The 20537-nt window shown below is 62.0% G+C and carries 22 protein-coding genes; 17 read left to right on the forward strand and 5 right to left on the reverse strand.

From position 1 onward, the window contains the following. The first annotated feature begins 46 nt into the window (after nucleotides 1-46). Genes I6J26_RS03000 through I6J26_RS03025 form a run of 6 tightly spaced genes read left to right on the forward strand, consistent with a single transcriptional unit; the run spans nucleotide 47 to nucleotide 6681 of the window. Nucleotides 47-808: a GntR family transcriptional regulator gene (locus I6J26_RS03000; RefSeq protein ID WP_309473133.1), complete on the forward strand. Its 762-nt coding sequence runs from the start codon at nucleotides 47-49 to the stop codon at nucleotides 806-808. Further along, nucleotides 805-2223: an ABC transporter substrate-binding protein gene (locus I6J26_RS03005; protein ID WP_239121821.1), complete on the forward strand. Its 1419-nt coding sequence runs from the start codon at nucleotides 805-807 to the stop codon at nucleotides 2221-2223. Before I6J26_RS03000 ends, I6J26_RS03005 begins: the two co-directional genes overlap by 4 nt. Continuing rightward, the gene (locus tag I6J26_RS03010) at nucleotides 2220-3125 is read left to right on the forward strand and encodes an ABC transporter permease (protein WP_115023160.1); all 906 of its coding nucleotides are present in this window, start codon (nucleotides 2220-2222) and stop codon (nucleotides 3123-3125) included. Before I6J26_RS03005 ends, I6J26_RS03010 begins: the two co-directional genes overlap by 4 nt. Then, a complete protein-coding gene (locus tag I6J26_RS03015; RefSeq protein WP_115024431.1) occupies nucleotides 3122-3880 on the forward strand; it encodes an ABC transporter permease in 759 nt (252 codons plus the stop codon). The genes I6J26_RS03010 and I6J26_RS03015 overlap by 4 nt, the downstream gene beginning before the upstream one ends. Then, on the forward strand, nucleotides 3864-5081 hold the full coding sequence (locus I6J26_RS03020; protein ID WP_115023162.1) for an ATP-binding cassette domain-containing protein: 1218 nt from the start codon (nucleotides 3864-3866) through the stop codon (nucleotides 5079-5081). The genes I6J26_RS03015 and I6J26_RS03020 overlap by 17 nt, the downstream gene beginning before the upstream one ends. After that, a complete protein-coding gene (locus I6J26_RS03025) occupies nucleotides 5053-6681 on the forward strand; it encodes an FUSC family protein (RefSeq protein ID WP_115023164.1) in 1629 nt (542 codons plus the stop codon). The genes I6J26_RS03020 and I6J26_RS03025 overlap by 29 nt, the downstream gene beginning before the upstream one ends. On the opposite strand, the gene thpR is transcribed toward I6J26_RS03025, so the two are convergent. Beyond that, on the reverse strand, nucleotides 6656-7147 hold the full coding sequence (gene thpR, locus I6J26_RS03030) for an RNA 2',3'-cyclic phosphodiesterase (protein WP_115023166.1): 492 nt from the start codon (nucleotides 7145-7147) through the stop codon (nucleotides 6656-6658). The two genes, I6J26_RS03025 and thpR, sit on opposite strands and share 26 nt — an antisense overlap. 378 nt (nucleotides 7148-7525) lie before the next feature. Here thpR and I6J26_RS03035 point away from each other — a divergent pair, with 378 nt between their 5' ends. Further along, a complete protein-coding gene (locus tag I6J26_RS03035; protein WP_039676369.1) occupies nucleotides 7526-7906 on the forward strand; it encodes a hypothetical protein in 381 nt (126 codons plus the stop codon). Here I6J26_RS03035 and I6J26_RS03040 read toward each other — a convergent pair. Together I6J26_RS03040 and I6J26_RS03045 are read right to left on the reverse strand one after the other, a co-directional pair. Further along, nucleotides 7903-8547: a response regulator gene (locus tag I6J26_RS03040; protein WP_115023169.1), complete on the reverse strand. Its 645-nt coding sequence runs from the start codon at nucleotides 8545-8547 to the stop codon at nucleotides 7903-7905. The genes I6J26_RS03035 and I6J26_RS03040 overlap by 4 nt on opposite strands. Next, nucleotides 8547-9728 (reverse strand): sensor histidine kinase, encoded by a 1182-nt coding sequence (locus tag I6J26_RS03045; RefSeq protein ID WP_239121822.1) that lies wholly within the window; start codon nucleotides 9726-9728, stop codon nucleotides 8547-8549. Before I6J26_RS03045 ends, I6J26_RS03040 begins: the two co-directional genes overlap by 1 nt. 88 nt (nucleotides 9729-9816) lie before the next feature. Here I6J26_RS03045 and I6J26_RS03050 point away from each other — a divergent pair, with 88 nt between their 5' ends. The 3 genes from I6J26_RS03050 to I6J26_RS03060 are packed head-to-tail and all read left to right on the forward strand — an operon-like array spanning nucleotide 9817 to nucleotide 11791. Then, nucleotides 9817-10605 (forward strand): PrsW family glutamic-type intramembrane protease, encoded by a 789-nt coding sequence (locus I6J26_RS03050; RefSeq protein WP_115024433.1) that lies wholly within the window; start codon nucleotides 9817-9819, stop codon nucleotides 10603-10605. After that, nucleotides 10602-11024, forward strand: coding sequence for a hypothetical protein (locus tag I6J26_RS03055; protein ID WP_115023171.1), 423 nt, complete (start codon nucleotides 10602-10604; stop codon nucleotides 11022-11024). Before I6J26_RS03050 ends, I6J26_RS03055 begins: the two co-directional genes overlap by 4 nt. After that, nucleotides 11021-11791: a PrsW family glutamic-type intramembrane protease gene (locus I6J26_RS03060; RefSeq protein ID WP_115023172.1), complete on the forward strand. Its 771-nt coding sequence runs from the start codon at nucleotides 11021-11023 to the stop codon at nucleotides 11789-11791. Before I6J26_RS03055 ends, I6J26_RS03060 begins: the two co-directional genes overlap by 4 nt. Here I6J26_RS03060 and I6J26_RS03065 read toward each other — a convergent pair. After that, the gene (locus I6J26_RS03065) at nucleotides 11751-13094 is read right to left on the reverse strand and encodes a M20 metallopeptidase family protein (protein ID WP_115023173.1); all 1344 of its coding nucleotides are present in this window, start codon (nucleotides 13092-13094) and stop codon (nucleotides 11751-11753) included. The genes I6J26_RS03060 and I6J26_RS03065 overlap by 41 nt on opposite strands. Nucleotides 13095-13158: 64 nt before the next feature. Here I6J26_RS03065 and I6J26_RS03070 point away from each other — a divergent pair, with 64 nt between their 5' ends. From I6J26_RS03070 to I6J26_RS03080, 3 genes are read left to right on the forward strand one after another with little or no spacing between them, the layout of a single operon-like run. After that, complete coding sequence (locus tag I6J26_RS03070) at nucleotides 13159-14238, forward strand: alpha/beta hydrolase (RefSeq protein ID WP_115023174.1); 1080 nt, start codon at nucleotides 13159-13161, stop codon at nucleotides 14236-14238. Between the two features lie 10 nt (nucleotides 14239-14248). After that, nucleotides 14249-14455: a hypothetical protein gene (locus I6J26_RS03075; RefSeq protein WP_115023175.1), complete on the forward strand. Its 207-nt coding sequence runs from the start codon at nucleotides 14249-14251 to the stop codon at nucleotides 14453-14455. Between the two features lie 50 nt (nucleotides 14456-14505). Beyond that, a complete protein-coding gene (locus tag I6J26_RS03080; RefSeq protein WP_115023176.1) occupies nucleotides 14506-15612 on the forward strand; it encodes an HNH endonuclease signature motif containing protein in 1107 nt (368 codons plus the stop codon). Nucleotides 15613-15758: 146 nt separating this feature from the next. Here the strand turns inward: I6J26_RS03080 and lepA are convergent, their stop codons facing one another. After that, a complete protein-coding gene (gene lepA, locus I6J26_RS03085; protein ID WP_115023177.1) occupies nucleotides 15759-17606 on the reverse strand; it encodes a translation elongation factor 4 in 1848 nt (615 codons plus the stop codon). Nucleotides 17607-17624: 18 nt separating this feature from the next. On the opposite strand from lepA, the gene I6J26_RS03090 reads away from it, so the two are divergent. The 4 genes from I6J26_RS03090 (at nucleotide 17625) to I6J26_RS03105 (ending at nucleotide 20527) form a co-directional block, all read left to right on the forward strand. Next, nucleotides 17625-18146 (forward strand): type II toxin-antitoxin system PemK/MazF family toxin, encoded by a 522-nt coding sequence (locus tag I6J26_RS03090; RefSeq protein ID WP_115023178.1) that lies wholly within the window; start codon nucleotides 17625-17627, stop codon nucleotides 18144-18146. Nucleotides 18147-18264: 118 nt separating this feature from the next. Next, nucleotides 18265-18528: a 30S ribosomal protein S20 gene (rpsT, locus tag I6J26_RS03095; RefSeq protein WP_039676378.1), complete on the forward strand. Its 264-nt coding sequence runs from the start codon at nucleotides 18265-18267 to the stop codon at nucleotides 18526-18528. After that, on the forward strand, nucleotides 18529-19338 hold the full coding sequence (locus I6J26_RS03100) for a DNA adenine methylase (protein WP_115023179.1): 810 nt from the start codon (nucleotides 18529-18531) through the stop codon (nucleotides 19336-19338). Then, the gene (locus tag I6J26_RS03105; protein WP_115023180.1) at nucleotides 19331-20527 is read left to right on the forward strand and encodes a type II restriction enzyme; all 1197 of its coding nucleotides are present in this window, start codon (nucleotides 19331-19333) and stop codon (nucleotides 20525-20527) included. Before I6J26_RS03100 ends, I6J26_RS03105 begins: the two co-directional genes overlap by 8 nt. Nucleotides 20528-20537 lie beyond the last annotated feature (10 nt).

Consider the following 20537-nt stretch of genomic DNA (forward strand, 5'->3'; position numbering starts at 1 on the left):
CGTGAATTAATATTCTTCTGCAATAGCAGCGTTAACAAAGAGGAGCATGTCCGTGTCACTTCGCGGTTCCCAGCAGCACAGCAAGATTGCTGACTATCTGCGCGGGCTCATTCGCAGCAAGAAGCTCGCCCCGGGTGACTTTCTGCCCAGCGAGGCCGAACTGTGTGAGCAGTTCTCCTCCTCTCGCGGACCCGTCCGCCAGGCCGTGGCGGCACTGCGCTCCGAGGGCCTCATCTCTTCTGGCCGCGGCCGCCGCTCAGTGGTATTGGGCCGTTTTACCTCCGAGTCCTTCGACTCCATCTTCTCCGTAACGCACTGGCTGCGCGAGCGCGGCTTCGAGCCCGGCGCGAAAACCCTCTGGCTAGCACGCTGCCCCGCTGCAGAGCAGGTGGCCAACTTCCTCCAGGTTGCCGCAGGTGACCCGGTCATCTTCGTGCACCGGGTGCGCAGCGCCAATGGCTTCCCGATCTCCATCGAGCGCATGTACTTCCCGCTCAACGTCGGCAGCCACATCCTCAACTTCGACGCTGACAACGGCTCTATCCACGACCACCTCAGCTCCCAGGGCGTGGAGTTCGACAACGTGAACCGCGAACTTTCCCTCGCCTCTGCCAGCGAGGAAGACGCCCGTTCCCTCAATATCGAGCCGGGCACCCCGCTGTGGCGTCTGCACCTAGACATCTCTGATCACTCCGGCCACCCGGTGGAGTGCACCGAGATTCTCTACTTGGGAGATCGCCTCACGCTCGGCATGACGAGCGTGCGCGGCACCACGTCCCCGCTTGAGGTCAAACTCTCCGAAGGATGAAAACCCGACTGAGTTTGTTGGGGCTGATGGGGGTGGCGTCGATAAGCGCCTGCTCCGCCGGCTCCACCGCGATCGTGGATTCAGACTCCACGGCGCTGACCCTTGCCACCACCACGCCCGCTACCTCCCTAGACTTCACCACGGTGGGCGGCGCTGCCATCCCGGCCGCGCTCATGAGCAATGTGTACGAGACCCTCGTGCGCATCTCCCCCGAAGGCGACATCGAACCAGGCCTTGCCGAGTCCTGGGAGGCCGAGCCCACGCGCTACACCTTCCACCTACGTGAAGCCGCCTTCTCCAACGGGGAGGCATTCACCGCGCACACCGCCGCGTGGTCCATCAACGCGGTAAAGACAGAGTGGACCAACGGCCTCAAGAAGCAGATGGACGTGGTGGAGTCCGCCACGGCTGTCGACGAGCACACGCTCGTCGTCGAGCTCTCCCGTCCCTCCGCTGGCTGGTTGTGGTCTATGGGAACCGCCATCGGTGCCATGCGCACCCCCACCGACGCCGTGGGAACTGGGCCTTTCGCCGTGGCTGGTTTTTCTCCCGGCGAATACATCGCACTGGAAGCACGGAACGACTACTGGGGAACCCCAGCCGCCGAGGACATCACCATCCGCTACTTCCCCGACTCTCTTACCGCAGTTAACGCCCTGCGCTCCGGCGGGGTCGACGCGGTGTGGGGCGTGCAGAATCCTGAGCTTCTCGACACCCTCGACGACACCATCGAAACCGCGATGGGCACCACGAACGGAGAGGTGTTGCTGTCCATGAACAACCAAAAAGCGCCTTTCGACGACCCCCGCGTGCGCCGAGCGGTGGCCTACGGCATCGACCGTGAGGCGGCCAATGACATTCTCTGGGAAGGCCGCGCACAGGATACCGGTGGTGCTCCTGTTCCGCCGACCGACCCCTGGTTTAGTGGGCAGGACTACTACCCCTTCGACCCAGCGCGCGCCCGCGCGCTGATGGAGGACGCCGGAGCGGTGGGCACGCCGCTCACCCTGACCGTGCCGAGTCTGCCCTACGCCCAAACGCTTTCCGAGTTCCTCTACTCCCAGCTGGAAGAGATGGGTTTCGACGTCACGCTGGAAACCGCCGAGTTCCCCGCGGTGTGGCTGAGCCAAGTCATGGGAGCTAAGGATTATCAGATGTCGCTCGTCGCGCACGTCGAGCCGCGCGATATCCCCACCATTTTTGGCAACCCGGACTACTACATTGGCTACGATTCGCCGCAGGCCCGAAAGCTGTTGGAGCAAGACGACATGGCAGGTGCTGTCGACCAGATCATGGAGGACATGCCCGCTCTCACGCTGATGAACTTGCCCAATATCGTGCTCTACCGCGAGGGCCTGAGCGGCCTGCAGCCGAACCAGATCACCGATGCCATTGAGCTTAAAGGAGTGCGATGAGAATACTGCGCTTCCTCGGCACCATGTGGGCCGCCTCCATCATTATCTTCCTGCTCATGCGGGCCGTGCCCGGCAACCCGGCGCGCGTGGCCTTGGGTGTCAACGCCACGGAGGAGGCCGTGGAGACACTGACGCACTCCATGGGCCTGGATCGCCCGCTTCTCGTGCAGTACCTGGAGTGGATGAAGGGTCTGCTGACGGGAAACTTTGGCATTTCCCTATCGTCCCAGCAGGACATAACCCCGCTCGTGCTCGACCGCGCTCAAGTCACGCTGCTACTCATCGGGCTGGCCATCGCCCTCGCGCTGGCCGGGGCTATTCCCATGGGCATTCTGCTGGCCCGTTTTCGCCTGCCCGTGCTCAATGCGGCCACGCAGCTGGGCATCGCGGTACCGAGTTTCTTGGTCGGTATCTTGCTCGTCGCGGTGTTCTCCGTGCACTTAGGATGGCTACCAGCGAATGGCTGGCAGCTGCCGCGCGAAGGCCTAAGCCATCTCGTCCTGCCCGTCATTTCCCTCGCCTTGGTTCAAGGCGCGATGCTGACGCGCTACGTGCGCGCCACGCTCATGGAAGAGATGGGCAAAGACTATATCCGCACCGCCCGCTCGCTCGGCGAGTCCCGCACCGAGGCACTCATCCGCCACGGCCTGCGCAATGCTGCCCTGCCCGTTCTCACAGTCACCGGCGTGCAGCTGAGCACGCTCGTGGTCGGCGCGGTGGTCATCGAGAATGTCTTCGTTATCCCGGGTCTTGGCTCCATGCTTCTCGACGCCGTCTCCACCCGCGACCTCACCACCGTACAGACCCTCATCATGGTCTTCGTTACCTTCACGCTGACCGTCAACCTGCTCACGGACCTGGCCTACCGAGTCATCGACCCGCGTCTGAAGGAGGCCCGATGAAACCCGGTTACCTCCTCGTTGGGCTCACCGTCGTGCTTGCACTGGTGTCTGTGGTGTGGACGCCTTATGACCCGAACCTCATCTCGCCCGACGGCTTGGCCGGCCCCAGCCTGGAGCACCTCATGGGCACTGACCGCTTCGGGCGCGATACCTTCTCCCGGATTCTTGCCGGCGCGCAGGTCACCGTGCTGGTCGGTGTGGTGGCGGTGGCCATCGCAGCGCTCATCGGGGTACCACTCGGCATCATCGCCGGGATGCGCGGTGGCGGCTTCATCATGGCGGCGACTGACCTATTACTTGCCTTCCCAGCACTGTTGCTGGCCATCGTCGCCGGCGCGGTATGGGGCTCGTCGACGCTCACGGCCACCATCGCCATCGGTATCGCCGGAATCCCCTCCTTCATTCGCGTCACGCGCTCCGGTACGCTCCAAATCATGACGCAGGACTACATCGCTGCCGCGCGCATTTCCAAGGTCCCGCCCGCGCTCATCGCGTGGCGCCACGTCCTGCCCAACCTGGGCGGCATCATCGCCATTCAGGCCTCCGTCTACTTTGCGCTGGCCGTCCTCGCCGAGGCTGGCCTGTCCTACCTCGGCCTAGGCACTGCCCCTCCGACGGCCTCGTGGGGACGCATGCTGCACGACGCCCAACCCCTCCTGGCGACCCACCCCCTCCAAGCGCTGTGGCCCGGGCTGGCCATCGCCGGCACCGTCCTCGGATTCAACCTGCTAGGAAGCCATGCTGACCGTCACTGATCTGCGCGTGGGCCCCGTCGGCCCCTTCAACTTCGAGATTGCCCCCGGCGAGCGCGTCGGCCTTGTCGGCGATTCCGGCAGCGGAAAATCCCTCACCGCCCTAGCCATCATGGGGCTTCTCCCCGACAACCTTAAAGCCACCGGATCCATCCGCTTTGAAGGCCGCGAGCTGCTTGGTATGCGTGACCGCGAGCTGCGCAGACTTCCCCTAGCGATGGTCTTTCAAGAGCCTATGACCGCCCTCGACCCGCTCATGAAGGTCGCCGAATACGGCCGCTTCCCGCACCAGCTCTCCGGTGGTCAACGCCAGCGCGCACTTATCCACATGGCCATGGCCCGCAAACCCAAGCTGCTCATCTGCGATGAGCCCACCACCGCCCTCGACCCCCTCACGCAAGCAGAAATCCTCGAGGAAATTTCCGCCGCCACCCAGGACGATACCGCGCTGCTCTTCATCAGCCACGACCACGCAGCCGTCGAGCGCATGTGTGACCGCGTTATCCACATCGGGGATATCACCACGCCTAACCTCAGCCTGCCGCCTACCCCCACTGTGGTCGAACCAGTCATCACTCTTAAGAACGTCACTAAGACTTACCGCGGGGTCACAGCCCTCGATGACGTGTCGCTGGAGGTGCGCGAAGGCGAGCGCCTCGGCATCATCGGAGGCTCCGGCTCCGGCAAGTCCACGCTGCTCAAGCTCCTCACTGGTCTCACCGAGCCCACCAGCGGCACCGTCAGCGTCACCAAGCCCCTCCACATGGTCTTCCAGGATCCCAAAAGCTCACTCAACCCGCGCATGCCCGTGTGGAAAATTGTGGCCGAGGGCGGAGGTACGCGCCAGGAAGCCGAACGCGTGCTTCACGACGTCGGCATCGACCACGCCGAGCGCTACCCCCACGACTTCTCCGGCGGTCAACGCCAACGCATCTCCATTGCCCGGGCCGTCGTGGGCAAACCCGAGATCCTCCTCGCGGACGAAGCCGTCTCCGCCCTCGATGCCACCTCCCGCGCGCAGGTTCTTGAGCTGCTTCAGCGCGTGACGAAGGACATGACGTTGGTGTTTGTGTCGCATGACATGGACGTCGTCAAGCACTTGTGTCCCACCGTGGCCGTGCTGCAGGACGGCCAGATAGTGGATCGCGGCGAAACGGGTAAGGTGTTGTCCCGTTATGGAACATCCCCTGCCGCAACGCCCTAGTGCCCTTCAGCTGTTCACCGCGTACAACTCCTCCGCGCGCCGCTGGCCCGGCGCCCTGCGCGCAGCCCTGGCCATCATCATCCCGGGTGCGGTCGCCATCCTCATCGGCCATCCCGATGCCGTGCTGCTCGTCTCCGCCGGCGCGTTCTCTGTCATCTATGGCGAGGGGCACCCCTTCCGCACGCGGCGCCGCATTATCCTTACCGCCGGCGCGCTGCTCACGCTCGCGGCCACGGTCGGCTCCCTCATCGATGGCCTGGTCTTAACGGCGTTATTCACAGTAACCCTGGCGGCGGTCGGCGCGTTCATGCAGAATGCGCTGCGCCTACCGCCGCCCGGCACGTTCTTCATGGTGATGGTAGCGGGTGGTTCGACCATGTTGCGCGGGATTTCGCCATGGGAGGTCGCCGGGTGGAGCCTCGCGGGTGTAGCCGCCGGCTATGTGCTGGGCATGTTGCCGCGATTCTGGGATCCGCACGGGCCGGAAACGCGCGCGGTGGCGGCGTTGGAAAAGGCCGCGGATGCCTTCGAAGAGGCCTCGGATATCCTGGCCAAGCATCACCAGGCGCAGTCGGCTTTGTCCACCGCGTGGCAAGCGCTTTCCGACGCCGGCATCATCCGTGGCGGCCGCATCCGCCGCCCCGACCAGGCCTCACTGGTGCATCGCACTTTGGCCGCGCAGCAGCGCATCGTGGCCCATCACCAGCAGGTAGGAGGCAACTCGGACGACCTGTCAGATGCACCCACCTATGTCGACCCTGACCGCACCACGATTCCGCACACGAAACCTACGATGCGCTATCGCATTTATCGTGCTGCCGTGGGCAATTCCCATGCGGTGGTCACGGCAGAAAAGATTGCGCTGGGCGGCCTGGCGACGGCTTTCATTGGCTTAGCACTGGGACTCAGCCGCCCAGACTGGGGCGCGGTGTCGGTACTGTTGCTTCTGCAGTGGGGACCAGATCGGGTGCCGGGCACGATTCGAGGCGTGCAACGCATGTTGGGCTCGGTTTTAGGTGTGTGCGTTTTCGCGCTCATCGCCTGGTTTAGTCCGCATGGCTGGGCGCTACTGTTGGCGTTGGCTGCGTGCCAGTTCTGCGCAGAGATTCTCGTGGTGAAGAACTACGCGCTGTGCGTCATCTTCTCCACCCCGTTGGCACTGCTCATGGGCAATTCTTCCGGCCACCTGGCGCACACCATTGGCCAGCGCATGGCAGAAATTGGCTTGTCGGTGGTGGTGGCCATGGTGATGCTGTGGCTGTGGAAGCCGCACGCACAGGTGACCAATCATTATCGCCTGCAAACGCGCTGCCTCGAGGCCATGGCGGCTCTGCTTGGCGCGCTGCTCATCAAGACTCCTGAGGAAGCACTGGCCCAACGCCGCGACTTGCACTACGAGTTGCTGTCTGAGCGCCGCAGTATCCAGTCCCTCGCCGCCAACGACTCCACCATCGATCCCTTCTGGCAGCGCCACACGGCACTGCAAACGGCCGGCTATTATTTGTTGGATTTTTGCGTGGTCAACCCGCTTTCGCAACCCAGCCGGGCAGAGCTCAACACGCTAATTGAGAAGGTTAGCGAAGCGGAAACTGGTCAATGACCTCGTAGCGCGGCCCGCCCCCGCGGCCTTCCCCGAGGAAAGACTGCACCAAACTTATCTCGCTCACCACAAATTCTGGGCCGCGGTACACGCTAAGTGCATGGACTGCATCGGGGATAAGCCACGGGTCGCGCGTGCGGCGCCCCTCGCGGGCCAAGGTGAGATGCGGGCGGGATGGCTCGAGCATGAGGTGTTTGATGCGGCCTTGCGCACCAGTCCACAGCACGTGTTTGTCGAAGGACCCCGCCCCGCTTAGGTTCAGCGTCACCGGCGAGCCCTCGATACCGCGAAGCACCTCGCGGACCTCGGCGGCGTCGTTAGGCTGTTCCCCGAAGAAATCCAAGGTGATGTGCCAATTGTCCGGATCGACCCAGCGCAGCCCATTGTCCTTCAGCGGGCGCACCGCCCGCACGAGATGCTCGCGCGCTTCCTCAGAGGGGAAAAGCGCGCTGAACAGTCGGATCATTTCACCGTCAGCACAAGGTTGGGGTCCAGCACGTGCTCTTCAATGCGCTCGAAGACGGCAAAGGCCTCCTCCAGCTCGCGGACATTCTCATCAAAATTAGGCAGCGGCATGGCATTCCAATCGACGCAGAAATAAGTGCCCTTATCCTAACTCACAGCGCTGTCATTTCGCTTATCTGAGACAATGGTGGCCGTGAACTCTCAAAAAGCCACCGGCCCTGCGGTCGGTCTCTATCCTCATAACATGCATCCTGGCCTGGTCCCCGGCATTGGTGTCGAGGACCAACGAGTCTGGAGAGAATGTCGATTACGACTTCGACACAGATACGTGGTCTGATGGCTATGAGCCCGAAACCACAGAGGAGAATAAGGAGAAATAGTGGGAATCCCTGACGACGTTGTCCTAGACGGCTATACCCTCATCGAGCAACACGAGATTGACCACGAGTTCCTCATCAATGGCTCGCCGCTCGCCGTGGATACGCCTCTGCTTTTCGCACTCACGATTGTTGGTGTTCTCCTCGTGGCGGCCAGCTTCTTCCTGCGCAGGCCGGTCCGCATCATCGCCGGACTACTGGGCGCGATCCTGACGCTTACCAAGCTGTGGTGGATGCCCATCGCGCTGGCCCGCCAGTTCGAGGACAGCCAAGTCTTCGGCTACACGCTGAAGTACTACCCCCAGTACTGGCCGGCGGCCTCCATCATCGTGGTCGTCATCGCTATCATCGGCATCATTTCCGCCTTCCTCCGCCGACGCTAACGCGATTCCAGCACGGCAATCGCAATGTGCACGCGGTTGGTGCCGCCGAGCTTGTCCAGGATGTGCTTGATATGGGTCTTCACGGTCGTCACCGACACATAGAGCTGCCCGGCAATCTCCTGGTTATCCAAGCCCTGGGCCACTAACTGCGCCACCTCGTTTTCGCGCTCGCTTAGCTCTTCCAGCGGGCGGGGCTCATGCACCTCCGCTGCCGGAGTTGGCTCGGGGCGCTTGAGCGCCAGCAGGTTCCTCAGAGCCTGCGGGCTCAGCAGCTGCTGACCCGTGGCCGCAGCCCGCACCGCGGAGACCAACCCCTCCGGCTCGATGGTCTTGAGCAAGAAGCCCATCGCCCCGGCATGCAGCGCATCCACGATGAACTCATCCGTATCGAAGGCGGTGAGCATGACCACCGGGATATCCGGTGCGCTGGCCCGCAGGTGCCCGGCCGCCTCGATCCCGTCCATCACGGGCATGCGGATATCCATAAGGACCACATCAGGGCGCAAGTCCAGCACGCGGGCCACGCCATCGCGCCCATTGCTGGCCTCGGCCACCACCTCGATATCTGGCGCGCCTTCCAAGATGAAGCGGATTCCGCGCCGCAGCGCTTGCTCATCGTCGACCAACACCACTGAAATCATTACGCGTGTGCCTCCTCCGGTAGCTCGAGGACCCAGGTGAAGGTGGAGGCGTCGTCAAGCACGGTGAAAGTACCTCCCGCCAACCGGGCGCGTTCCTCCAGCCCCAACAGGCCGTTGCCGCCACCGGACTCCGGCTGCGCCGCCACCTTCTTATTCTGCATGGTCACCCGCACCTTATCCTCCTCGTTCTCCACCCTGAGCGTCACCTTCTGGCCCGGCGCGTATTTGCGGGCATTGGTCAGCCCTTCCTGCACGGCGCGGCCCAGCGTGTGGGCGGCTAGTGTGCCCAAATTGTCGATGCGCTCATGCGCATCCCCCTTCTCATACCGCACCTTCGTCCCCGCCGCACGTGCGCGCTCAATGTGTTCCTCGATGCTCGCGCGCGGATCCACCCGGTCGTCCACACGCAGCGCCTTGATGACCCCGCGCAGGTCCTCCACGGCGGCCTTCGCCTCCGACTGGATGGTTCCCGCAGCCTCGGCGATGCGCTCCGGATCGGCGTCCTTGCGGTAGCTGAGACCACCTGCGTACACGGAAATGAGGCTGAGCCGATGCGAGAGGGAATCGTGGATATCGCGCGCAATGCGGTTGCGTTCCTCCAAGCGCGCTCGCTCCTCGCGCGAGCGCAGCTGGTCCTCGTTGAGCTCCGCCAGGCTTACCAACGTGACCTCGCGCTGGCGGCGCTGCGCGCGCACCGAGCCCGTAATCCAAGCGACGACGAGCACGATGATTCCAAAGAACCCGTATCCGAAAACCGACAGGTAGCTCAAGTGCAAGTAGGGCACCGCCATGACGGTCACATACGAGACCACCAACACCACAGTCCCCGCCAAGGACCACCGCAGTCGGCCGCGCGAGATGAGCGATATCAACACCACCAGCACTGACAGCGACAGTGGGCGAAACCCGCCTAGCGCTAAGACGAGTAGAGCCGCAATCAGCGCCACCGGGTGCCCCGGGTACTCCTCGTGGATGTTGCGCTCCCGCCTCGAGTGATGCAGGGCGAAGGGCAGCAGAACCCATGTGACAACGGCAAATAGAATCATGAAGGAGGTGACGTATATTTCCCGGTCCGTCACCTCGAAGGTCTCGATCTGAAGGATCCACGTGGCCATATCCGCCACCACGCAGAGCAGAATGAGCAGCACCGTGATCCACAGCGGTCTCGTCTTTCTCGTCATGGTTGTCACGATAGCTCTCCCCCACGGTATGAAAATCCTCCCTGCGGAGGATACCGGCACCCGGGGCGCGGTTCATAGTCTAAAGCGCATGAGAAGAACACGAATCTTGTATTATCTGCTCACCGCCTTTGGGCTGGTATACGTCGCTTATGATTTCTCCCACGGCGCTTTCGTGCCCACAAGTGCGCTCGCCGCAGTGTTATACGCGGCTGTCGCAATCGGTCTCACGTTGCTGATTTTGCGCAAGCACCCGGGCATTGCGCACGGGGTGGTGTGGGGCATTGCGGTTTCCAGTGTCGCCGGCCAGCTCAACGAGAACATGTACCACCTCCTTATCCGTACGGTCCCAGACTGGCTGGTCGGCGCTGGAATCGCCCCGCTCACCGAGGAAGTCCTTAAATTCCTCGGTGTCATCTTCATCTGCTCCTGCGTCATCCGGCCCCGTCACTGGGCGGACTACGTCTTCGTCGGTGTGGCGGTGGGCATGGGCTTTAGCGTGAGCGAAAATGCCGTCTACTACGTCAACATGACACTGGAAAACCTGGATTCCGATGTCAGGGGAACGCTGCTAGCACTCCTTGCCCGATTCATCGCGAACCCACTCATGCACTCCTTCTTCACCGGAATCGCAGCCTTTGGACTCTCCCGCAGGCAACCGGTGCGCTGGCTGCTTATCGCCATGGCGGTGCACTTCACGGCTAACTTCGGCCCGTCTATCTCTACCGCGTTGGAGGACGCCTTCTGGCCCATCTTCCCTACCTTCCTCATCCTCATCGGCCTGTGGGCCGCCACGATTGTCAGCATTGTGAAACTCCGCAAAATCCTCCCTGCGGAGGATACCGGGGTCAAACCGCAGCTCTTAGGGTCAAAAGCATGAGAAACACACTGATTTACTCCTGCCTCGGCATCCTCGCCGCGGTGCCGCTTGCCGACGTCCTCCTCCCCGACCCCACTCCCGAGACCACCGCCGTGCGCGGTATCCCAGGGCTAGAATGCCCGGAGGATCCGTACGCCTCCTCGCAGACCTGGGACTGCGAGGGCGCGACCATCATTGCTGAAGAAGGCAGCTCCTCCCACGAGGTCGAGACCTACCTGCCGCGCCAGCACCGCTCGTTCACCGGGACGCGCGCGCTCACCGACGCCCCCATCACCACCCAGGCTGCTGAGCTCTACCGTGTTTCCGACGAGGACGGAATCACGCTGGCGAACCCGCACAACAACACCGTCTCCTTCCTCCACATCGAGGGCCCGAAGGCAAGTGACTTCGCCGACCGCGTGCAGAAGGAGGACGCATGAAGTACCTCTACTATCTGCTGACCCTCGGCGCGCTGGCCGTGTCCGCCTTCCACTACGCGGGCGAGCCCTTCCTTTCCGCCAGCGCGCTGACTGCTGTGGTCTTCGCCGCCGTCGTTGTCTGCCTCACGCTGTTCTTCCTGCGCCGCCGCCCAGGGATTGCGCACGGCGTGGTGTGGGGCTTCGCGGTCTCCGGGCTCGCCGTGGAGCTCAATACGAACATGACACACCTCCTTGCCCGCGCGGGCCTGGACTGGCTGGGCGCTGCCGGGTACGCGCCGCTCACCGAAGAAGTGCTGAAATTCCTCGGCGTGATTCTCATTTGCACCTGCGTCATCCGGCCCCGCAGCTGGCTCGACTACGTCTTCGTGGGCGTGGCCGTGGGCCTCGGCTTCACTGCGGGTGAGGACGCTACCGCATTCGCGCGCATGACGGTGGATAACCTCGATTCGGATACCGCCGGCGCGATCTCAGCGGTGGTCATCCGTCTGGTGTCCAACCCGCTCTCCCACTCGCTATTCACCGGGCTTAGCGCCTATGGCCTATCCCAGAAACAGCCGGTGCGCTGGCTCATTGCCGCCATCGCGGTGCACGTGACGAAGAACCTGTTCCCGTCGCTAAGCACCGCGTTCGACGACGCCATCTGGCCCCTCCTCGCCGGGATGGTCGTCGTGGTCGCTGTGTGGGTAGCCGTAATCTGGGGCGCTATCGCGCTGCGGAAGAAATCCGCTAATGCTCGGAGCCCGTTGCCTGAACGGGCGTACGCATAGCCTTCGTGGCCGGCGAGGGGTGGGCATCCTCGGCGGCGAGGCGCTCAAAGGCCACCGCCGCCAAAGCCGCCGCCTGATCCCCCAGAACGGAATCATCAAACTGCACGAGCGGCGAGTGGTTCCACTCACGCAAATGCTCAGGCGTGTCAGGGTTGGCCGTGCCAAACCACATAAACGTGCCCGGAACCTGGGCCAATACAACGCCAAAGTCCTCCGAAGCCATCATCGGAGTGTCCATGGAAAGCACGTTCTCCGCGCCGAACATCCCCGCCCACAACGAGGCCGCGAACTGGTCTTCGCGCGGGGATGTTTTCGTCGCGGAGTAGAGCACTTCGAAATCAACCTTCGCCGTGCAGCGGTGCGAGGCCGCCACAGAGCTTGATACCTCAATGATCATCTGGCGGACTTGCTCGATCTTTTCGTCGCGAAGCACGCGCACCGTGGCATCTAGTTCCGCCTTGTCCGGGATGACGTTGACCGCGCCGTCGCCCGCGCGCAGGTTCGTCACGGTAATGACGATGGGGTCGTTGGCATCAAAACGCCGCGTTAGAGCTACCTGCAGCGCTACCTGGATCTCAGCCAAAGCAGCCACCGGGTCAATGGCATCGTGTGGGCGCGAGCCATGCCCACCTTTTCCATACACGGTAATGGTCAGGTTCGAGGAGGAAGCCATCATCGGGCCCCCGATGTGATGGAACGTGCCCCGATCCTGCGGTCCGACGTGGAGGCCGTAGGCGGCGATGGGGCGGCGTCCAGCAGCGTCAAGCACGCCTTCCTCAATCATGGGCTGCGCACCACCAGGGCCCTCCTCACCCGGCTGGAACATGAAGGTGACATCCCCCATCAGCTCCTCGCGGTGGCGGCACAGCATCTTCACCGCGCCGATAAGACCAGCCGTGTGCAGGTCATGGCCACAGGCATGCATGTTGTTATTCCGCGACGCAAAAGGACTGCCCGTCTGCTCGCGCAGCGGCAAAGCGTCCATGTCCGCGCGCAGCAGCACCGACACCGGGCGCTCGCCGCGCTTGCCTCCGCGCAGCACCGCCACGACCGAGCTCAAATCATGCCCGCGGTGAATCTCCAAAGGCAAGCCCTCGAGTGCTTCCAACACCTTCTTCTGTGTGCGCGGCAGGTGCAGGCCAATCTCCGGATTCTGGTGCATATCGCGCCTAAACTCCTGCAGCTCTGGGAGCAGCTCGCGGCCCTCCTCAAGGAACACCTCGCTGGCGAGCCGGTCCCCCAACTTCGCAGAAACCATGGGAAGCGGGGGTAGTTGCTGGCGGTGGCGCGGCGCCATCTTCATGGTGTCATCCTTTCGCAGAGTGGTTTCCCCGAGCCTACCTGCGACTGTATTAATGTACTAGGCCATGAAGGTCCTTTCCACGCTGGTGGCCAGCTCCCTGATGTTCACGCCCGGCTCCTCCTACCAACTGTCGAGCCGCGACGAAGCCTCCTCGCAGTGGGCGGTTGACACCATGTTCAACGTCATCGATGGCTTAGGCACCTCCTCCCATTTGCTTACCGACGCATGGTCTACGGAGCAGGAAGAGTACCCATACCCGATTAGGGAAATCGACGAGGTCTCCCTCGTTGAGCGGCGCGCCACCGACGAACCTGGCCGTGAGAAGTGGATCGTCTCCTCGCCGTCGATGGGGCGTGACATTCCCGTCGACGTCATCGTGGGCAACGGCGGGCCCATTGTGTACTTTCTCGAGGGCGTAGATTCCCCGGAGACCTCGAACTGGATCACCAAGGGGCATGTGAAGCGCGTCTTCGGCGAATCCGACGCCAGCATCGTCATCCCCTCGCAGGGAGCCGGTTCCATGTGGACGGACTGGCGAGAAGATGACCCGAAATTGGGCCGCCACAAGTGGGAAACGTTCCTCATCACAGAACTCGCTCCGCTAGTGGAGGCGGAGCTCAACCACAACGGCAAACGCGGACTCATTGGGTTGTCCATGGGAGCATCGGGCGCGGTGATGATGGCGAACAACAACCCGGGTTTCTTCCATGGCGTGGCGGGCATTTCCGGTTGCTATTCCACCACCAGCAAGGTGGGCCAGGGCACGGTGGACTTGACGGTGCGCACCAAGGGCGGCGACCCGACGAACATGTGGGGCCCGCGCGGTTCGGAAGACTGGCTACGCAATGACGTCATGTCCCACCCGGAGGGGCTGCGCGGCACGGCTCTGTACCTCGCCGCGGCCTCGGGCGCGTGGACGGACGAGGAACTGGCGGCTTATCCCGGAAAGTCCGTCAATGATCGCATCGGGGGCACCCTTTTGGAGGCCGGCTCACGTCGCTGTACGGAGGAGTTTTCCGCCGCGCTTTCCGACGCCTCAATCCCCCACACCACCGACTATCTCACCGACGGCACCCACGACTGGGTGATGTTTGGCAAGCAATTGCAGCCGGCGTGGGATGCGATTAAACCGGCTCTCTACTAACGTCGACAACATGTCCCGATTCCGCAGCTTTTACATCCCCGCCGCCATCCTCGTGGCAGGGCTCGTCATCCTCGCAGTGTTCTACGTTGGCTTAAGCCGCCATTACAACTCACAGGAGCTGCAAGCGCTTATCGACGGCGCCAACGCCAACGGCCAGGACTATACCGTCGTCCTCCACAACGATTTAACTGGGAGCTATTCCTTTAACGCCGAGTAATTCTGCGTTCCGGTTGCGGGGTTGGTGAACCTGTTTTAGTCTCTGTGGCCATGGGGGTATTAGAAACCTACTTCCACTACCGCAACTCGGGGATCGCGCTAGTGGAACAAGCATCCAGCTCACCCGACGAACTGCGCACGCTCGGCGCCGACCCAGCCGATGCCACAGAACTCGCCCACCTTCACCGCATCTACTTCGGGCAAACCCGCTTTAGCGGCAAACAACGCAAAGCCCGCGCTACCGCCCTTCAGCAGCGCCACAGCCTCGCCACGCTCACCCTCATCGAGTCCTACACCGCACGCGTGAAAAAAGACCTCGATGCCTGGAACCTACGCATCAAGCTTGCCAGCACCCCCGCCCACAAAATCCGCCACGTCGCCACCAAGCGCTTAAAAGAGCTTAAGTCCAAGCGCACCGCCAAACCCGGAGTACGCTTCACCTACCGCTCTAAAGGCCCGAACTCCATCACCATCACCGACACCCCCACCGTCATCGCCGATATCCGGGGCACGTTAGAGTCCGTCAATAAAACAAACCTGCTTGATGCCGCCCGCACCGTCATTGTCACCGGTGGTATTGGAACTAAACCTGCCGTACACGCTCAAGTCGTTGTCACCCTGGATGAATTTGACCGCATTATCAACGGTGATGGGGAGGAAATCGAACTTAAACTCACCAACGGCGGGCGCATGAGCGGGGCAGACTTTTTGGCCTACAAGTTTGCCGAGATTGGCTACGCCACCATCATCCACCCCTTAGAGGGACCCATTAACTCTTATAGGATTCAGCGGCATGCCAGCTGGAAACAACGCATCAGCCTAGCTGCCGAATTCCAAACCTGCTCACGCGACGGCTGCAACAAACCAGCTGACTACTGCGAAGTCCACCACCTCATCCCCTGGCAGGCAGGAGGTTTCACCAACCTTAAAAACCTCACCTTCCTGTGCGCCTACCACAACGGTATTAACGACGATGACCCCAAACGCCCCACCGGGCGCGGCTACATGTTCCGGCTCAATACCGGGGTGAGCTACATCCCGCCCTGGGGTGCGCCGATAACCGCCATGCCCGAATACCAAGAAGCCACAGCCAGACTCGCCGCCGAACAAACAGGACAAACCACAGGCCAACCACCCGACCCACCGGGTGCAAGCTGAAGCTTCGCACCCGCGACGCAACGATGAAACCCGCCGACCACACCATGGTCAGCGGGCACATCGACGATCCCACAGCTAGTGGAGGCAAGCACAGAGACGGCGAAACCCGCTAACCAGAAAAAGGTTGACGGGTTAGTTGGCGTGCTTTAGTCGGCGTCGGTGGACAGCGCCGCGACGAAAGCCTCCTGCGGCACCGAGACGGAACCGATGGACTTCATGCGCTTCTTACCGGCCTTCTGCTTCTCCAGCAGCTTGCGCTTACGCGAGATATCGCCGCCGTAGCACTTGGCCAGCACGTCCTTACGCATCGCGCGGATATTCTCACGCGCGATGATCTTTGAGCCGATGGCCGCCTGGACGGGCACCTCGAACTGCTGGCGTGGGATGAGCTCCTTGAGCTTCTTCGTCATCTTGTTGCCGTACCACTGCGCGGACTCGCGGTGCACAATGGCAGAGAAGGCATCCACCGGATCACCGTTGAGCAGAATATCCACCTTCACCAAGTCCGCCAGCTGCTCGCCAGCCTCCTCGTAGTTGAGGGAAGCATAGCCCTTGGTACGGGACTTCAACATGTCGAAGAAGTCGAAGATGATTTCACCCAGCGGCATGGTGTAGCGCAGCTCCACGCGGTCTTCGGACAGGTAATCCATGCCACCCATCTGGCCACGCTTAGCCTGGCACAGCTCCATCGTCGGGCCCACAAATTCCTCCGGCACGATGATGGTCATCTTCACAATCGGCTCATACACCTCGTTCAGCTTGCCGCTCGGCCAATCGGACGGATTGTGCACGACGGTTTCCGCGCCGTCTTCTGCTACCACACGGTAGGTCACCGACGGCGCCGTGGAAATCAGGTCCAAGCCAAACTCGCGCTCCAAGCGGTCGCGCGTGATTTCCATATGCAGCAGGCCCAAGAAGCCACAGCGGAAGCCGAAGCCCAGGGCGACGGAGGTCTCGGGCTCGAAGGTGAGGGAGGCGTCGTTAAGCTGCAGCTTCTCCAGCGCGTCACGGAGATCCGGGAAGTCGGCCTGGGAAATGGGGAACAAACCGGAGTAGACCATGGGGTTCGGGTCGGCATAGCCCTTGAGGGGCTCGCTCGCGCCATTCGACGCCCACGTAATCGTGTCACCCACCTTGGTCTCACGCACGTTCTTCACGCCCGTAATGAGATAGCCCACCTCGCCCGGGCCTAGGCCCTCACACTTCTGCATGGTCGGGCTGACGATGCCCACCTCCAGCAGCTCATGGTTAGTACCCGTGGCCATCATGGTGACCTTCTGGCGCGGGGTGAGCTTGCCGTCCATCATGCGGATATAGGTCACCACGCCGCGGTAGGTGTCATAGACCGAGTCGAAGACCATCGCGCGGGCCGGGGCATCCTCGCCGAACTCGGAGGTCGGGGCAGGGACGAGCTCCGCCACCTTGTCGAGCAGCGCCGGCACGCCCTCGCCGGTCTTGCCGGACACGCGCAGCACCTCTTCCGGCTCGCAACCGATAATGTTGGCGATTTCCAAGGAGTACTTCTCGGGATCCGCCGCCGGCAGGTCAATCTTGTTGAGAACCGGGATGATCTCCAGGTCATTCTCCATGGCCAGGTAGAGGTTGGCCAGGGTTTGGGCTTCGATGCCTTGGGCGGCGTCGACAAGCAGGATGGCGCCCTCACATGCCTCCAGCGCGCGGGAAACCTCATAGGTGAAGTCGACGTGGCCGGGGGTATCGATCATCTGCATGACGATCTCCTCCCCCTGACACGCACCGGACTGAGGAATCCAGGGCAGGCGCACGTTCTGCGCCTTAATGGTGATGCCGCGCTCGCGCTCGATATCCATGTTGTCGAGGTATTGGTCGCGCATATCGCGCTCCTCCACCACCTGCGACAACTGCAGGATGCGGTCAGCCAGCGTCGACTTGCCGTGGTCGATGTGGGCAATGATGCAAAAGTTTCGGATCTTGGACGGATCCGTAAACGTCGTGGCCGCAAAGTTTCTAGACATGCGTTTAGAATAGACGACATGACTAGGTTGGCCCGCATTTTAGGCTTCGGACGCCCCGAGCCTGTCGATGACGGCCTGCAGCGCATCACCGAACGCCTCGGAATGAACCAGCCCGATGTCGTCACGGAACCGCGCAAAGCCGCCGACATCCGCGTCGAGGCTGCCGCCGCCCACCCCCGCAGCGTCTTCTTCACACCCGACATGGATGGCCAGGCTGACTCTGGTGAAGTGGTGTGGGTCTGGGCGCCTTCCGACGGCAAACAATCCCCGCCGCGCGAACGCGCTGTGCTTATTGTCTCCCGCACCCGCACGACAGTTCTGGGCTTGCTGATTTCGGCCAACCCGAAGCATGCGAACAAAGAGGAATGGCTCGACATCGGCACCGGCGAATGGGACGAATCCGGCCGGCAGTGTTGGGTACGCATCGACCGCGTGCTGGAAATCTCTGAGGAGCAATGCCGCCGCCAGGGCACGCTCTTCCCGGAGAGGCGCTTCGAGCGCATTGCCAACCGGCTGCGCTCGCGCTATCACTGGGCGTGATTTGGGTTTTCGTAGCTTGGCTTGCTAAATTTTGTGAGATGCCGAGGCATGTGTGGCGGTCAGGACCTTGGGTCCGCCTTCCTCGGTCAACATTCCTACGACTCTAAGAGGTATAACAATGGCAAATATCAAGTCTAAGCAGAAGCGCGTTCTCACCAACGAGAAGTCCCGTCAGCGCAACAAGGCCGTGCGTTCCGCCGTACGCACCGAGATCCGTAAGTTCCGCGAGGCCGTCGAGTCCGGCGACAAGGCCGCAGCTGAGAAGCAGCTGCGCGTTGCTTCCCGCGCACTGGACAAGTCCGTGTCCAAGGGCGTCTTCCACCGCAACAACGCGGCCAACAAGAAGTCCGGCATGGCCACCGCCTTCAACAAGATGGCCTAAATGAAACCGCTCCTGAAGTGGGTAGGCGGAAAACGTCAGTTACTTCCCGCCATCCACTCCATGCTGCCTGAGAGCTTCGACACTTATGTCGAGCCTTTCTTGGGCGGCGGAGCGGTTCTTTTTTCTTTGGCGCCCTCCCGCGCCCGGGTCAATGACCTCAATACCGAGCTCATTACCGTGTACGAGGTCGTCCGCGATGACGTGGACGAGCTCATCGCCCTGCTCAAGGGCTATCCGAATGATTCGGATTTCTTCTACGAGATGCGCTCCCGCGACCGTTCGCCGGAGTTTGCGCACTTAAGCGCCGTCGAGCGTGCTGCACGTACGATTTATCTCAACAAGACCTGCTACAACGGGCTTTACCGCGTGAATAACGCCGGCCAGTTCAACGCCCCGTTTGGCCGCTATGCTAATCCCACGATTTGTGATGAGCCGAACCTGCGGGCGGTTTCTTCGTATTTGTCTGCTAATGACGTGGTCTTTTCCAACGGCGATTACGCTGCGCTGGAGGCGCATGAGGGGGATTTTGTCTACTTCGATCCGCCTTATGATCCGGTAAACCCGACGAGCAATTTCACCGGCTACCAGTCGGGCGGGTTCGGCCGTGCGGACCAGATTCGTCTCAAGGAGACCTGTGACGAGCTGGATGCGCGGGGAGTGAAGTTCCTGCTGTCGAATTCCGCGACGGATTTCATCAAGGAGCTTTACGCCGACTATCGCATCGAGATCGTAGGTGCCACGCGTGCTGTGAATTCCGTGGCGTCGAAGCGCGGCAAGGTCAACGAGGTGTTGGTGCGCAACTATGCTTAACGACGCCGCGTGGGACCTCGTCTTCCCCCATATCCAGGCCGACATTGCCGAATCCGGTTTCACGGTCTTGGAGGCGAGTGAGCTCAAACGGTTGTCGGGGCGTGAGCCGCGTTTGATGGCTAAGCACGATTTTTCTGCGGCCCGCCCTAAGGTGTTTCAAGAACATGGGTTGTCCATGCTGCCGATTCGCCGCGATGCGTACTTGATTGGCCGCTTCGATCTGTACCAGCCTTTCCCGGAGCAGGCAGGGCCGCTGACGACGATGCCGGTGCCGCGGCATATTAAGTCCATCGACTTTGACAACTTGAGCTCCGAAGCCGCAGCGCTCACGGCAGCAAGCTTGAGCGGCATGGTAGATGATTTCATCGGCGCCGAGTGCGTCGCGACGGTCAGCGGGCGCATGTCGACGCTGCAGCTGCCGATGACTATCGGGGGCCGCGAGGTGGTCGTCGACCGCGCCCAGATGGAGATCGATGCCGGTTTTGAATCGACTGAGCATCTCGTCCTGCTGGAGGCGAAGAACCACGTCTCCCCCGACTTCAATATTCGTCAGCTGTATTTCCCTTTCCGCCGCTTCAGTCTGGCGTTGGACAAGGAGGTCATACCGGTCTACATGGTGTACTCCAACGGCGTGTTCCATTTCTACCGGTATGCGTTTAGGGATCCGGCGGATTTCCGCTCTATCGAGCTGGTCGCGGCTCACCGCTATATCCTCGGCCCCTCGACGGTCACCGCCGAGACCGTTCGCAGCATTCTGGCCGCCACGCAGGTAGAACGCCCAGGGTTCCCCTTCCCCCAGGCAGATTCCTTTGCGCGCGTTATTAGCTTGTTGGAAAACCCGGTTCCCAAGGCGGACATGCCGGAACAGTATGGTTTTACCCCGCGCCAGGCGGACTACTACACCAACGCGGCTCGCTACCTTGGCTTGACGGAGCTGCGCGGCGCCCGCGATGAGCGCAATGCTGCCCTCATTCAGGCGCTGGCTTCACGCCCAGTGTTCCGGGATATGCTTACGCACGTGGTTGATACGTGTCGGGCACTGAGCAAGGACGAAGCCTACGCCTTGATGCGTACCGCCGACTTGGGACTTAAAGAATCCACTCTGCGCCGGCGCTCGGCCACGGTGGCGGCATGGTCGCAGTGGGTAGCGGAGCTGCTCGAGCTGGGACAGCTCCGCATTCCGGGTTAAGGTGGCCTAG

The organism is Corynebacterium minutissimum (genome assembly GCF_016889765.1).
In the GTDB taxonomy this organism is placed as follows: domain Bacteria; phylum Actinomycetota; class Actinomycetes; order Mycobacteriales; family Mycobacteriaceae; genus Corynebacterium; species Corynebacterium minutissimum_B.